Source organism: Tessaracoccus sp. ZS01 (assembly GCF_022342445.1).
Classification (GTDB): domain Bacteria; phylum Actinomycetota; class Actinomycetes; order Propionibacteriales; family Propionibacteriaceae; genus Arachnia.
In genome coordinates this window covers 197,845-212,667 of sequence record NZ_PQFE01000002.1, presented here as the reverse complement: position 1 = coordinate 212,667, position 14,823 = coordinate 197,845, and the positions used below count along the sequence as shown (strand labels likewise).

At 67.9% G+C, this 14,823-nt stretch carries 11 protein-coding genes; 1 reads left to right on the top strand and 10 read right to left on the bottom strand.

Annotated features, from left to right (window positions below):
• Positions 1-72: 72 nt before the first annotated feature.
• The 4 genes from C3E87_RS04830 to C3E87_RS04815 form a co-directional block, all read right to left on the bottom strand.
• Positions 73-1,134, bottom strand: coding sequence for an ABC transporter permease (locus C3E87_RS04830; RefSeq protein ID WP_076060008.1), 1,062 nt, complete (start codon positions 1,132-1,134; stop codon positions 73-75).
• The gene (locus tag C3E87_RS04825) at positions 1,131-2,165 is read right to left on the bottom strand and encodes an ABC transporter permease (protein WP_076060005.1); all 1,035 of its coding nucleotides are present in this window, start codon (positions 2,163-2,165) and stop codon (positions 1,131-1,133) included. The genes C3E87_RS04830 and C3E87_RS04825 overlap by 4 nt, the downstream gene beginning before the upstream one ends.
• A complete protein-coding gene (locus C3E87_RS04820) occupies positions 2,162-3,682 on the bottom strand; it encodes a sugar ABC transporter ATP-binding protein (RefSeq protein ID WP_076060003.1) in 1,521 nt (506 codons plus the stop codon). The genes C3E87_RS04825 and C3E87_RS04820 overlap by 4 nt, the downstream gene beginning before the upstream one ends.
• Positions 3,683-3,854: 172 nt before the next feature.
• Complete coding sequence (locus C3E87_RS04815) at positions 3,855-4,880, bottom strand: LacI family DNA-binding transcriptional regulator (protein WP_076060204.1); 1,026 nt, start codon at positions 4,878-4,880, stop codon at positions 3,855-3,857.
• A 77-nt stretch (positions 4,881-4,957) separates the two neighbouring features.
• Between C3E87_RS04815 and C3E87_RS04810 the strand changes: the two genes are divergently transcribed.
• A complete protein-coding gene (locus C3E87_RS04810) occupies positions 4,958-5,299 on the top strand; it encodes an L-rhamnose mutarotase (RefSeq protein WP_233120706.1) in 342 nt (113 codons plus the stop codon).
• Here the strand turns inward: C3E87_RS04810 and C3E87_RS04805 are convergent.
• The 6 genes from C3E87_RS04805 to C3E87_RS04780 all read right to left on the bottom strand — a co-directional run bounded on the left by C3E87_RS04805 (position 5,268) and on the right by C3E87_RS04780 (position 14,805).
• Positions 5,268-7,697: a beta-glucosidase gene (locus tag C3E87_RS04805; protein WP_076060000.1), complete on the bottom strand. Its 2,430-nt coding sequence runs from the start codon at positions 7,695-7,697 to the stop codon at positions 5,268-5,270. The genes C3E87_RS04810 and C3E87_RS04805 overlap by 32 nt on opposite strands.
• Before the next feature lie 2 nt (positions 7,698-7,699).
• Complete coding sequence (locus C3E87_RS04800; protein WP_076059998.1) at positions 7,700-10,507, bottom strand: alpha-L-rhamnosidase; 2,808 nt, start codon at positions 10,505-10,507, stop codon at positions 7,700-7,702.
• Positions 10,508-10,532: 25 nt separating this feature from the next.
• Entirely contained in the window at positions 10,533-11,360 is an 828-nt protein-coding gene (locus tag C3E87_RS04795; RefSeq protein WP_076060199.1) for a carbohydrate ABC transporter permease, read from the bottom strand.
• A 5-nt stretch (positions 11,361-11,365) separates the two neighbouring features.
• Positions 11,366-12,223, bottom strand: a complete 858-nt coding sequence (locus C3E87_RS04790; RefSeq protein ID WP_198928206.1) for a carbohydrate ABC transporter permease — start codon at positions 12,221-12,223, stop codon at positions 11,366-11,368.
• Positions 12,224-12,391: 168 nt separating this feature from the next.
• Positions 12,392-13,726, bottom strand: a complete 1,335-nt coding sequence (locus tag C3E87_RS04785; protein ID WP_233120704.1) for an ABC transporter substrate-binding protein — start codon at positions 13,724-13,726, stop codon at positions 12,392-12,394.
• Positions 13,727-13,782: 56 nt separating this feature from the next.
• Positions 13,783-14,805, bottom strand: coding sequence for a LacI family DNA-binding transcriptional regulator (locus tag C3E87_RS04780; RefSeq protein WP_076059993.1), 1,023 nt, complete (start codon positions 14,803-14,805; stop codon positions 13,783-13,785).
• Positions 14,806-14,823: the final 18 nt, after the last annotated feature.

Sequence of the window (14,823 nt, the reverse complement as noted above, 5' to 3'; positions counted from 1 at the left end):
TGTTACCTTTCGTCATGGACTGCTTGTTGGGGTGATTGGTTGGGATTGTTGAGTGGTTCCGGGGTGGTCTGGTCATGAGGAGGTAGCTCGGGCGCTGGCCACCCCCTTACGTCTGCCGACCGCCGCGGCCCGCCGGGCGTGGATCCAGGCGAGGAGGCTTGAGGAGACCACGGAGAAGATGAGCAGCAGGCCGGTGATCACGTTGATCACGTCGCTGGTGACGTTCGCCAGGCGCAGGGCGCTGCCGACCACGCCGATGAGCAGCACGCCGGCGATGACGCCGTGCAGCGCACCGCGGCCACCGAAGATCGAGACGCCCCCCAGCAGGACCGCCGCGATGATCTGGAGTTCCATGCCGAGGGCGTTGTCGCCGCGGGCGTTGGAGTAGAGCAGGGTGAAATAGACGCCCGCGAAGGCGGACACCGCCCCGCTGGCGATGAACAGCTGGAACTTGGTGCGGCCCACGTCGATGCCCGAGAAGGCGGCGGCCTCCTTGTTGAGGCCGATCGCGTACAGCGAGCGGCCGAACGGCGTGAAGTGGAGCACCACTGCGAACACGATGGCGAGGAGTGCGAAGGCCACCATCACCAGCGGGATGGGAGTGCCCGGGATGTTCGCACGGGCCAGACTGGTCCATGTCTCGGGGAACTCCGTGATGGCCGTGGTGCCGAGCAGGCCCACCGCGATGCCGCGGTACAGGGCGAGGGTGCCGATCGTGACGGCAAGGGACGGCAGGCCGACGAACGTGACGAGGAAGCCGTTGAACATGCCGGCCAGCGCTCCCGCGAAGACGGCGACGAGGGCGGCCACCAGGAACGGCAGGCCCGCCTGGGTGAGGAGGCCGGTGAGCACGCTGGCCAGGCCCACGATGCTCGCCACGGAGAGGTCGATCTCCTCGGTGATGATGATCAGCGTCATCGGCAGCGCGATCAGCAGGATCGGGGCGAGCTCGCGCAGGAGGAAGGTGACCGTCAGGGGGCCGTCGAAGTTCGGCACGACGATGAACGAGATCACGTAGACGAGCAGCAGGATCGCGATGATCGCGCCTTCGCGGTTCAGCAGGAGGCGACGCCAGGCGGGCCGTGCGTGGTTGGCGTAGGTGCGGGTGCCGGGTGCGGTGACTGCGGTGCTCACGGCTTCTCCTCTCGTTGTGCGACGAGCTTGCGGCTCTGGCGGACTGCCAGGACCCGGTCGAGGACGATGGCGCCGAGGATGAGCGTGCCGACGACGGCGCGTTGCCAGAAGTCGTCGATGCCCAGGATGGGCAGGGCGCGGTTGATGGTCAGAAGGAGGAACGCGCCGAGCGCCGCCCCCCAGAGGGTGCCGATGCCACCGGCGACGGCCACGCCGCCGATGACGGCCGCGCCGATCGCCTGGAGTTCCCATCCGGTGCCGGCAGCGGAACTGACGGTGCCGTAACGCGCCGCGTACAGGACCCCGGCCAGCCCGGACAGGGCGCCGGAGAGGACGAACGCGCTCACGAGGCGTCGGGTGACCTTGAGGCCGTAAAGGTGCGCGGCCGGGGCGTCGGAGCCGATGGCGTACAGCTCACGGCCGCCACGCATGTTGCGTAGGTACCAGGCGGCAAGCACCAGCACGACGACCGCGATGATGGTCAGCACGGGGATGCCGAGTATCTGGTCCGTGCCCAGGGCTCGGAAGCCGCGGGGAAGGTCTGAGGCGTTGATGCGGCTACTGCCGGCCCATGAGACGTTGAGGCCGCGGTAGATGTACATCGTGCCCAGGGTGATCACCAGGGCGGGGACCTTGGCGACGGCGATCAGCGCTCCGTTGACAGCGCCCAGGAGGGCACCGAACAGCAGGCCCGCCAGGATCACGACGACGATCGGGATGCCCTCCACATCGATGAACAGGCGTCCGGTCATGTAGGCGGTGAGGCCCACCACTGAGGAGACCGAGAGGTCGATGTTGCCGGTGATGATGACCACCGCCTGACCCACGGCCACCAGCAGGAGCAGCGACGGCGTCAGCAGGAGGTCGCGGAAACCGTCCGGGGAGAAGAGGAAGGTGGGGTTGGCCAGTGTGGCGGCCGCGATCACCAGGAGCAGGGCCAGGAGAATGGCGAGCTCGCGAGCGGATGCGACGCGCCTGACGAAGCGGGCAGCGCTGCTGGTGCCGGGGCGGGGGATCGTCGTGGCGCTCATCGAACTGTCTCCAACTGTGCTGTGGCGGCGTGGAGGACGGCCTCCGGGGTGGCTTCGTCGCGGCTGAACTCACCGGTGAGGCTGCCTTCCCGCATGACCAGGACGCGGTCCGACATGCCCAGCACCTCGGGCAGTTCGGAGGAGATCATGAGGATGGCGATGCCCTGCTGCGCGAGCGTGCTGAGGAGGCGGTGGACCTCTGCTTTGGTCCCGACGTCGATCCCGCGCGTGGGCTCGTCGACGATCAGCACCGAAGGCTCCGTGGAGAGCCATTTGCCGAGGACGACCTTCTGCTGGTTGCCGCCGGACAGGGTGCCGGTCTCAGCGTCGAGGGACGAGGTCTTGACCTCCAGCCGGCTCGCCCAGATCTCTGCGGCCCTGTTCTCGAGACCGGTCCAGATCAGGCCGTACCGGGCCAACCGGGAGCGGATGCTCAGCGTGATGTTGCGCGCCACGCTGTCGTCGAGCACGAGGCCCTGCTTGCGCCGGTCCTCCGGCACGAGCGCGATGCCCCGGGCGGTCGACAACCGCGGGTTGCCGCCGGGCAGGTGCTTTCCGTGCAGGTGCACAGAGCCGGACTCGTACCGGTCCACACCGAAGATGGCCCTGGCCACCTCGCTGCGGCCGGCTCCCACCAGACCCGCGAGGCCGACGATCTCGCCGGAGCGGATGGAGAAGGAGATGTCGCGGAAGACGCCTTTGCGCGTCAGCCCCTTCACCTCGAGGGCGACCTCGCCGATCTCGGCGGGGAGCTTGGGGAACATCTCGGTCACATCGCGGCCCACCATGAGGGAGACGAGCTGGTCGACGGTGGTGTCCTCGATGGAGAGCGTGTCGATGTAGGAGCCGTCCCGCATCACGGTGACGGTGTCGCACAGGGCGAAGACCTCGTCGAAGCGGTGCGAGATGAACAGCAGGGCCCGGCCCTCGTCGCGCAGGCTGCGGGCCACGGCGAAGAGACGGTCCACCTCAACCCCGGAGAGCGCCGCGGTGGGCTCATCCATGATGAGGATCTGCGCGTCGAGTGAGATGGCCTTGGCGATCTCGATCAACTGCTGATCGGCGATCGACAATCCCTCGACCACGCGGTCGGGATCGATCGCGACGCCGAGTCGCTCGAAGATCTCGATCGCCTCGCGGCGCATGCTCCGACGGTCGATGCGCCCGAAGCGGTCTGTGGGCTGGCGACCCATGAAGATGTTCTCGGTCACCGACAGATCGGGAAAGAGCGTCGGCTCCTGGTAGATCACGGCGATACCGGCGGCCTTCGACTGCGCGGTGCTGGTGAAATCGACGGTCGTTCCTTCCAGCTCGACGTCACCGGAGTCGCGGCGGTACAGGCCCGCGATGATTTTGACCAGAGTGGACTTGCCGGCTCCGTTCTCGCCGATCAGTGCGTGGATCGAGTTCCGGTGCATGGTGAGGCTGCCGGATCGCAGCGCCACCACCTGCCCGAAAGACTTGAACACCCGGTCCAGCCTCAGCGCTGGTGCCTGCGTTCTCACCTCGTCCTTCATGTAGCCTCCCCATCGAGGTATGAAACGATTCATTCGTGTGGTGCAACTATAAGGACGCCGCTGCCCTCAGGTCAAGCGCGCCGTCATCGGTGATTGAATCGTTATACTCCGCCGGTTCTGCGGTGTCGGATCGCTGAGCCGGTCGGCCTCGCGAGAGGTTCCGGCTCCCCGGTCAGCGCCCGTCGCCCAGAGTAGATCTGCGGGCGATGAGTTCGGGCTTGAGGAGCACCCAGCGGTGCGTGTGGCTGTCGCCGTCGGTGATCTCATCGTCCAGGAGTTCGATGGCCTTGCGGCCCATCTCGGCGCTCGGCTGACGGATGGACGACAGTGGCACGACGGCGTCCTCGCAGAATGCGACGTCGTCGTAGCCGATCAGCGCGACATCCTCGGGCACCCGCAGCGAGCGTGACATGACGAGCGCCTGGAGGGCACCGATGGCCAGCAGGTCGTTCATCGCGAAGATGGCCTCGGGCAGTGTGTCGCGCTCCGCGATCTGGATCGCTGCGTCGCGGCCGGCCAGGATGCTCATCTCTTCCGGCGCGAGGTACTCGATCTCCACCCCGGGGGTCTCGCTGGCAGCCTGCTGCGCGCCGGCGAGGCGTCGCCCCACCTGCCGGAAATGCTCCGGCCCGCCGAGGATGGTGATGCGGCGGCGGCCCAGGTCGATGAGGTGCCTGACTGCCAGGTAGCCGCCGTGGAAGTCGTCGGCCGCCACGGCGCAGAAGCCCTCGTCGCGTTCCACCGCGTCCACCAGCACGACGCGGGTGCCGCGCTGGGCGACGCTGCGCTGGACGTCGAGATCCGAGGAGACGGGCGTCACGAGGATGCCGCGGGCGCGCTGCTGCTCGAACTGCGACAGGTAGAACTGTTCCTTCGAGTGGCGACGGTGGGAGTTGGCGATGAACAGGCCGAGGCCACGTTCCTCGGCCGCATCCTCGGCCTCGAGTGCGATGGTGCCGTAGAAGGGGTTCTGGGTGTCGACGACCACCAGGCCGACGGTGCGGCTGGTGCCGGCTTTCAGTTGCCGCGCTGCATCGTTGGGCACGTAGCCCAGTTCCTCGATGGCCTTCTCGACCTTCTCTCGGCTGCTGGGCGACACCACGTCCGGCCGGTTCATGACGTTCGAGACCGTGCCGACCGACACGCCCGCAGCGCGGGCGACGTCCTTGATGCCCACGCCGGAGCCGGTCCTCGTCATCTTGTCCACCCCTCTATGCTATCCACGCAATGAAGCGTTTCAGGCTCGCGTAGAGCCGTGTTGATCAGGATGTGCCCATGCCCATGCGACGCCACTGTTTCCAGCTCCAGGTACGGGCTGACCGGCTCGACGAATACAAGGAGCGCCACGCGGCCGTCTGGCCGGAGATGCTCCGTGCCCTCAAGGAGTCCGGTTGGCACAACTACTCCCTGTTCCTCCGGCCGGACGGGTTGCTGATCGGCTACGTCGAATCCGAGGACCTGGGTGCGGCTCAGCGCGCCATGGCCGAGACCGAGGTCAACGGCCGGTGGCAGGCGCAGATGGCCGAGTTCTTCGTCGACCTGGACGCGGCCCCGGACGAGAGCTTCCTCGAACTCGAAGAGGTCTTCAATCTCGAGGAGCAACTGGAGCGCCTGTGATGGTCATGGGCACCCGGATCCCCTCATCCGCGGAGTGCTGTGCGACGTGGAGCGTGTGGGAGCCGGGCACCGGGATCCGGCGGCCTGCGTCGTCACTCCAGCGCGCGAGGTCGCTGGGGTACACAGTGATGCGGGCCTGCGCCGTCGACCCCGCATGTACCGGGATGCGCCGGAAGGCCACGAGTTCCCTCCCATTCTCGCCGTCGAAGCGGGCGTAGACCTGGGCGACATGGGTGGTGTCGCGGTCGCCGAGGTTGGTCACGGTGATGTCGAGGTGCACTGAGCCGTCGGCGAGTCGACCCGAGTTGACCTGGGCCTCCGTCGTGGCATAGCCCAGGCCGAATCCGAACGGGAAGCGGGCCCCGCGGCTCTGGATGCCGGGGGAGCGGTAGCCGATACCGCCGTCCTCGTCGTAGTCCAGGGTCTCGGGCGCGTGCCCCGGCGGCGTCTGACCAGGCAGGTCCGCTCTGGTCCGGGGAAAGGTGAGGGGGAGTCTTCCGCCCGGCTCCGTCTCGCCGAAGAGCATCGCGGCCAGCGCCCCGCCATAGCGTTCTCCCGGGTACCAGACCTGGAGGATGGCGGCCACTTCGTCGGCCCAGTCGATCTCGACGGCGCCCGGAGTGTTGAGGACCACCACCGTGCGTGGGTTGGCGGCAGCCACCCGGCGCACGAGTTGATTCTGTTCGCCGGGGATGGATAGCGAGTCGCGGTCCATGCCTTCGCCCGTGGCCATGGTCACGAAGACGACGGCGACATCGGCCTCCGCCGCGATTCGGGCGGCCTCGTCCAGCCTGTCCCCGGGCTCCTGCCATCCGAGCCGCAGAGTGGGGCCGAGGCCCATGGGCGGAATGGTGATGGCGGGGCCCGGGGTGTAGTCGATCTCCAGCGCGACGGGGACGCCTGCCCGGAGCTCAACCACAGTCTGCATGGGGTAGTGCGGGCCGCTGATGAACTGCTCCACCTCGCGGCCGCCGGCCATGATCTCGACGCCGTCCAGCCGGACGTGCGCGGCCCCGCCGAGGGTGAGGCTCAACCGGTGGGAGCCTGAGGTCGACGGTGTCAGGAGGGTCCGCCAGGCGCGTGGCCATGCTCGCCCGGGATCGGCGGGATCGAGCGTGTGGTCGATCTGGGGGAGCACGTCCGTCCCCGTGGCGCTGCCGTCGGTGAACTCCACCTCGACGCCGGGGCGGGACCCGTCGGGAAGGGTGAACGCGGAGGCGGGGACCGGGGGCAGGGGCACATCGCCCACGGAGCCCGTGGCCAGCGACACCCGCCCGGCACGGGAAGCGATGGCGTCGCGTGGCGAAGTGATCCGGGAACGGTTCAGCGAGACCGACGCGGCGCCGCCGACCACGTGGATGGCTCCGTCGTGGCAGGGGCCGATCAGTGCGACCGACCGGTCAGCGGCCAAGGGCAGCAGGCCATCGTTGCGCAGCAGCACGGAGCCCCCCACTGCCGCGCGGAAGGCGAGGTCACGGTGGTCCTCCGATGAGGGCTCTCCCGCCGGGGGAAGCGGATGGTCGACCAGCCCCACCCCGATCATGGCGCGAACGACGTTGGCCACGGCGCGGCTGAGTAACCCCGGGTCCGCTGCGGCGACCATCTCGGGGGTGCGGCCACCGTCGCCACCCAGGGCACCCAGATCGAGTCCCGCCTCGAGAGCCTTCTGCGGGTCCCGGACCGCGAAGATGAAGTCTGGGCAGTAGAACCCCTTCCAGCCCCACATCTCCCTCGGGAGGTCGAGCAACTCCCTCGACTCGCAGACGTATTCGCCGTCCAGACGGTTGTAGGAGCCCATCATCGACCAGGCCCCCGCCCGGACAGCGGCCTCGAACGGCCTCAGATAGACATCGTGGAGTTCCGCCCGGGAGACCTTGACGTTCACGGAGTCCCCCCGCTCCGGCTCGAGCCCGTGGCCGGTGCGGCGCTTCTCGCCGTTGTAGGCGACATAGTGCTTCACCTGTGCCACGACGTGGCGGCTCTGCACGCCCCGGACGTGGGCGGCGCCGAGGGCCCCGGCGAGGTGGGGATCCTCACCGAGGGCCTCGCCGATGCGACCGCCGACGGGGTCGCGGGCCAGGTCCACCGTCGGGCCGAGGAGGACGGTGAACCCGGCGCGCCGGGCCTCTTCGCCGACCGCCGCGCCGTACTCCTCCGCCAGTTCCTCGTCGAAGCTCGCGGCGAGCGCGATGCCGGCGGGGAAGGCGGTGGCGGAGCCGACGCCGCGCAACCCTGTGCCCGCGTCGACGTAGTGGGGCTCTGGGATGCCGCGGGACGTCAGGGCAGTGAAGTCGCCGAGGGCGACCGCCTCGAAGTCGGCGGGCGCAAGATCAGCGAGCAACGCGGAGACGCGGTCCTCGAGCACGAGATCGGGGCTGAGCCACGGTGAGCCTGTCATCGTCAGTGCCCTTGCCGTGTGGCGTTGAGCTCGTCCAGCTTGGATTCCAGGGCTGTGATCACCTTCGTGGACACCAACCGGGTGGTGCTGGCCAGGGGCTGATTGGCCACCCAGCGGGTGCGGCGGCGGAAGTCTTTGCCGACCGCGGGGTCGACGGCGTCGAACGCCGCCACGACGGCATCATAGGCAGGGCGGTCGTCGATGACGGCGGACAGCGGTGTGTCCATGGTGACGCACTGCGCCTCGGGCGTGACCTCGGGATCCTCGATCGTCCAGGTGTGGGTGCCCGAACCCACCGTGAACGCGGCACGGCCCGGAAGTTCCACGCTGGCGCGTGAGTTCGCGGGAATGACGGCCTCGACGACAACCTTTCCCTCCTGCCGGCGCCAGCCCGCCTTGATCTCGCCATAGGGACCGTCGAAGCGGGCCGCAGCGTGGTCGAGACCGGGGATCGGCACCGGTGCCACCCTGACCGTCCGGTACGCGGGCTCGCCGGGGCTCAGCCCGGCCACCACGCGGTGCAGCCAATCGGCCACGGATCCGAGGGCGTAGTGATTGAAGGAGGTCATCTCGCCAGGGTTGATGGAGCCGTCCTCCAGCATGGAGTCCCAGCGTTCCCAGATCGTCGTGGCTCCCATGGTGACCGAGTAGAGCCACGAGGGGCACTCGGTCTGAAGGAGCATGCGGGCCGCCGCCGCGGTGTGTCCGGTGGTGGTGAGCGCGTGGGTGACGAGCGGGGTCCCCACGAAGCCGGTGCTGATCCGGTAGCCGTCGCGGCGCACGAGTTCGGCGAGCCTGCGGCCGAACCCGTCCACGAGTTCGGGGGTCGCGAGCCCGAACTCGACAGCCAGGGCGTACGCGGTCTGGGCATCCGAGACGATGCGGCCGGCTGGCGTGACGTATTCGCGCAGCCACGCGTCGCGGACGCGTCCGGCGGCGGCGCGGTAGTGCTCTGCCTCCGTCTCGAAACCGAGCTGCTCGGCGGCCCGCGCCGTCAGCGTGGAGGAGCGGAAGAGGAAAGCGCTGGCCACGAGATCGGGGTCCGTCTTGGCCTTGGCCGGATCATCGGCCGGGGCGTCCGGGTCCACCCAGTCGCCCCACTGGTACATGCCCTCCCAGAGATGGCGCTCACCGGCCAGAGCGAGGATGTGGTCGGTCCATCCCTTCATGGAGGGGTACTGGCGCTTCAACGTGGCGGTGTCGCCGAAGCGCTCGTGCAGCAGCCAGGGAAGGACGGTGGCGGCGTCGCCCCACGCGGCGGTCGGGACGCTGCCCGAATCAAGCACGTCCGGGACGGTGAAGGCGACGCTGCCGTCGGCGTGCTCCTGCTCCAGTGCGAGGTCCACGAGCCAGGAGGCCAGGAATGCGTCGGAGTCGTAGAGGAAGCTCGCGGTGGGCCCGAAGATCTGGATGTCGCCGGTCCAGCCCAACCGTTCGTCGCGCTGGGGGCAGTCCGTGGGCAGGTAGAGGAAGTTCCCGCGCATGCTCCACACCACGTTCTCGTGGAGGCGGTTGACGAGCTCGTCAGAAGACTCGAACCAGCCGGTGCGGCGCATGTCGGAACCGATCACCTCGGCCACCACGTCACTGGGGTCGAAGGCCCCCGGCCAGCCATCCACCTCGGCGTACCGGAAGCCATGGAAGGTGAACAGGGGAGCCCACCTCTCCTCGCCGTCGCCGCGGAGTGTGAAGGTGTCGGTGGCCGTGGCCACTCGCAGTGGGCGGGTGCCCAGTTCGCCGTCCTCCAGTACCTCGGCGTGCCGCAGGGTGACGGTGTCGCCCGAGGTGCCGGACACCCGGATCCGAAGCCGACCCACGAGGTTCTGCCCGAAGTCCAGCAGCGTCCGGCCCGACGGCGAGATGAGGACCTGCTGCACCGGTACCGTCTGGGTCACGCGGACCGACGGCGAGGTGCGGGGTCCGGGCACAGGTCCGGCAGGGCGGATCTTGACGGGGGCCCAGGCGGCGTCGTCGAAGTGCGCTCTGTCCCAGCCGTCCTGGAGCCGGCGCGCATCAAAGGTCTCGCCCTTGTACAGCCCGGCCCCGGTCCATGGCCCATTGCCGGTCGCTCGCCAATCGGCATCGGTGGCGACCCACTCGCGGTTGCCATCGGCGTATTCGAGGAGCAGTTGGCCCGCGACGGACGGCTGGGTGCCGTAGAACGGCCGGGCCTGCCCCTGGAAGCCGTAATGCTCGGTGTACCAGCCGCCTGCCAGGACAACCCCGATCGCGTTGGGACCCTCATTCAGTTGGTTCGTGACGTCCGTGGTCTCGTGCACCAGCCGGTACTGGTAGGGAGTCCAGCCCGGCTTCATGTGCTGGTCGTCGACCGCGGCACCGTTGACCCACGTCTGGTAGACGCCGTGTGCCGTGGCGTACCACGTGGCCCGTCTCAGGCCAGGTCGGACCTCGAATTCTCGCCTGAAGTGCGCGACCTGGGACTCGACGGTGGGGTCAGCCAGACCCACGAAATCGGCCCGCCATTCCCCGTCGCCCAGGAAGGAGGCAGTGAACGTGGCCGGATCGCTCCAGCCGGACCAACCGTCGGGGCCCTCGGTGCGGACCCGGAGCTCGCCCCGCCCCCGGGGGTGGAGATCCGCGAACGGCCAGTCCACGAAGACGGACCGGTCCCCCTCGATGGGGGCCACCTGCTCGTGGGCCCCTGCCAGCGTCAGCGCCAGTTCGGCGCGCAGTTGTCGCCAGGCCGGCTGGTCACTGCGGGAGATCCACGACACCCGCGGACGGGGCATGGGGACCGCGCCGCCGTAGAGTCCGTAGTCGAGACGGGGGGCGTCAGCCGTGTGCGACATGGTGCACCTTTCAGGCGTGTGAGTCTCAGCCCTTGACGGCGCCGGCGGTCATGCCGGCCACGATCTGGCGCTGGAAGAGGACATAGAGGATGAGCATGGGGATGGTGATCACGAGGATGTTGGTGAACAGCAGGTTGTAGCTGGTGACGAACTGGCTGCGGAAGTTGAACAGTGTGAGCTGCACTGTCGCGTTGGCATCACCCGGGAGGAAGTAGAGCGGGTTCTGGAAGTCGTTGAACACGAAGATCGACTGGACGACGATGATCGTGACGATCACGGGCTTGAGTAGCGGCAGGATGACGCTGAAGAACAGCCGCACCGGACCGGCGCCGTCCACCACGGCGGCTTCGTCGATCTCCTTGGGGATGGTGGAGACGAAGGCGCGCATCATCAGCACTGTGAAGGACAGGCCGAAGGCCACCTCGATCAGGATGAGCCCGTGCAGCGTCTTGAAGATGCCGAGGCTCTGCATCACCCAGATGGTGGGTACGACGGCAGGCGGGATGATGAGTCCGGAGAGCACCAGGCCGTTGATGAGGCCGTTCCACCTGCTGGCGCGGCGCGACAGCACGTAGGCGATCATCGAGCCGAAGAGCACCATCAGTGTGACGCTGGCCACGGTGAGGATCGCCGAGTTGATGAAGGCGATGATGAGCATGTAGTCGCGGGCCTGGAAGACCTCGACGATGTTGCTCCACAGCTGGAACTGCTCCGGCCACGAGAACTGGAGGCGTGCGGCCTCCTGGGGCGACTTCGAGGCAGTCGTGAAAACGAAGGCGAGCGGGACGAGGAACACCACGGTGGTGACGACGATGCCGACGATGCCGATGATCCACCTGGTGGATGAGCGCATGGCGTTCACAGGTCTGTCTCCTTCGAGTTCATCCAGCGGGACAGGGGATAGATGATGGCGGTGACGACGATGAAGAGGATCACGTTGCCGGCGGTGGACAGCCCGTAGAAGCCCGCCTGGTACTGCTTGTAGATGACCGACGCGATGACGTCGGAGGCGAAGCCCGGTCCGCCCTGTGTCGTCGTCCAGATGAGGTCGAACGAGCGCAGCCCACCGATGAGTGACAGCAGGATGACGGTGGACGTGGCTGGGAAGGACAGCGGCAGGATGATCCTGCGGAACACCTGCCAGGAGCTGGCGCCGTCGACGCGGGCGGCCTCGAAGTACTCGGTGGGGATGGCGGCGATGCCGGCGATGTAGATCAGGGTGGCCAGGCCGAGGCCCTTCCACACGTCGATACCGGCGACGCTGAGCAGCGCCAGATCCGGGTTGGTCAGCCAGCCGGGGCCGTCGGCACCGGTGACCCCGCTGATCACGGAGTTCAGCAGGCCGTTGAACGGGTCCAGGAGGATCTGGAAGGTGAGGCCGACTCCGACGGAGCTGAGCAGCACAGGGAAGAACGTCACGGAGCGTAGATAGCCGCGGGCGATGATGGGGGCCGACAACAACACGGCCAGCCCCATGCCGAGCACGACCTTGGCGACTGAAGTGACGAAACCGTAGATGAGGGTGTTCCAGAGCGAGCCGATGAGGCCCGGCTCCTGGAAGAACATCACGAAGTTCTCGAACCCCACGAAGAAGGAGTCGAACAGCGTCCACCGCGTGAACGCGAAGTAGAACGACACGACCGTGGGAATGATGAACAGCACGAAAAAGATGAGGCCGCCGGGCAGGTAGAACCACATGGGATACGTCTTGTCCATGTGTCGCACTCGACGACCCGGTCGCGAGGCTGTTGTTTCGTCGGGGATCGGAGGCACGGTTGGCGCGCTGGTGGTGGAAGTCATCGGGGATTCCTTGGGAGAGATCGAGGTGGGGCGCCGCTGCGCCGTGAAGGGTGGTGGGGGCCTGAGCCCCCACCACGCCTCAGGTCACCAGCCTTCGAGGCCGAGCTGCTGGGCCTGCTTCTTCACGTCCTCGTCGTAGCGGGCTGCGCCCTCTTCGGCGGTGGCGATACCGGAGCCCACCTCAACGGTGATCTTCTCCAGGTTCGGACCCTTGATGGGCGACAGGAACTCCAGTGCCGGGCTGGTGTTGCCCTCGTCGAAGTAGGACTGGAGGTCCTGGACGGCGGCCGGGAGTCCGTCGGGGAGTTCGCTGCCCTTGACCATGTACGGGCCGGTCGGGTCGACGGCGGCGCTCTGCGCCTCGGAGGCCTCAGGGGTGGCCACGAAGGCGAGGAACTTCTTGGCTGCCTCGAGCTTATCGCCCTCGGTGGTGGTGGGGATGACCAGCGCGGCCGGGGTCCAGACGGTCAGGCCGTAGTTCTCCTCGTCGTCGCCGGGCTGGGCGAAGAAGCCGATGTTGTCGGCGGCATCTTCGGCCAGTTCCACGTAGCCGGGCACGGCGAACGTGAGCATCGGGTAGTGGGCGCCCTTGCCGTCCACGAGGTACTGCAGGGCCTGGGGCATCTGGATGGAAGCGAAGTCCTTGTTGAAGTAGCCGGCCTCGAAGACCTCCTGGAGGCGCTGGAAGCTCTTCAGGGCGGGCTCCTGCGTGTACTTGGCTTCATTGGCCGTGTACTTCTCGGCCCAGTCGGGCTGCTCGGCGCTCACGTTGTGGAAATCAGCGAGGACGAAGAGCTGGGAGGTCCAGGTTTCGCCGTAGGGCTGGAGGACCGGATCGATGCCGGCTTCCTTGATCGCGGCGTTGTTGGCCATGAAATCGTCCCAGGTCTTCGGGATCTCGAGGCCGAGGTCGGCGTAGACCTTCTTGTTGTAGAGGATGCCGCCGGCCATGGCCTGGCCGAAGGGGACACCGTAGGTCTCGTCGTCGAACGTCACGGCCGTTTTGAACGTTTCATCAACGTTGTCCAAGAAGGACTCACCGGTCAGCGGCACCATGTTGCTCGCCGGGTCCAGGGCGGCCAGGAGCGAGCCCGAGTTGTATTGGAAGATGTCGGTCATCTCGCCGGTGGCGAGGCGGGTCTTCACCAGGTTGTCGGCCTCCGCGCCCTCGGGGCGGGTCTCGACGGTCACGACGACTTCGTCCTGTGACTCATTGAAGGCGTCCGCCATGGCCTGGCCGGTTGCGGTGGTGTGCTCGGAGTTGTCGATCAGCATGGTGATCTCGACTGCCTCGGCGCCCGCCTCTGTGGACGTGGTGGGGTCGCTGCTGCCGAGCGAGCCGGCAGAGCAAGCGGTCAGGGACAGGGCGCCGACGATGCCGGCGACGAGGGCCTTGTGGCCTTTCAGGGATGAGGACACTTCGTTGTTCCTTCCGGTCGCGGTCCCCCGGGGCGGGGGACCTCATGGTGGGGTGGTCAGGGGCTGACGGGTGCCGTGGAGGATCCGCGGGTCCGCAGTTCGGGGATGATGACTTCGTGCCTGGCATCGGTGCGGCCCTCGAGCCGCTCGAGGATCAGGCGCATGGCGAGCGCGCCGATCTCTGCGCCCGCCTGGTAGACGCTGGTCAGGGAGATGAGCGGGTGCGCGGCGATCCGGGTGTCGTCGTAGCCGACGACGGAGAGATCCGCCGGGCCCAGCCCCCGTTTGGCGGCGGCGCTCAGTACGCCCATCGCCAACTCGTCGTGTCCGGCGTAGATGGCGGTGGGGCGCGGCCGCTCGTCGAGCAGTTCCAGGGTGCGGTCGTGTGCCGCCCCTTCGGTGGGTGCGATGTGGATGACGCGGGCGTGCTCGGCGAGCCCGGCCCCGGTCATCCACTCGCGGTAGGTCGCGGCCCGGATCGCGTGCGGCGCGTGGAGCATGTGCTTCTCGGCGGCCGGTTCGATCGTCAGGTGCGCGATGTCGCGGTGCCCGAGCGCGTGGAGGTGTTCCATGACCAGCCGGGTGCCCAGCACGTCGTCGTCGACGATCGTGTCGTAGTTCACCGACTCGTCGTGCCGGCCCAGGAGGATCAGCGGGATGTGGCTCCCGAGGTTCTCGAGCCATTCGGGGTCAACAGCGGGGGAGACCGCTAGGATGCCGTCGACCTGTCGGTCGGCCAGTACCTGGATGGCCTCCGGCCCGAAGCTGTAATCCGGGCCGGCGGGGGCGATGACGATCTTGTAGGGCGTGCCCGAGAGCGCCGAGCTGGCGCCCTCGATCACGTCGTCGAGGAAGGCGTTGACCGTGGTGGGCACCTCGATGCCGATGGTGTAGCTGCGCCCGCGCATGGCCCGCGCGGTGACGCTCGGGCGGTAGCCCAACTCGTCGATGGCGGCCTGGACCTTGGTGCGCATCCCGTCGCTGACGCCATAGGCCTCGCGGATGACCTTGGACACGGCGGCGCGGGAAACGCCGGCGTGTTTCGCAACGTCTGCGATGGTCACTGAGTTGAGAGCCACTGTGTCCCTGCCTCTTCG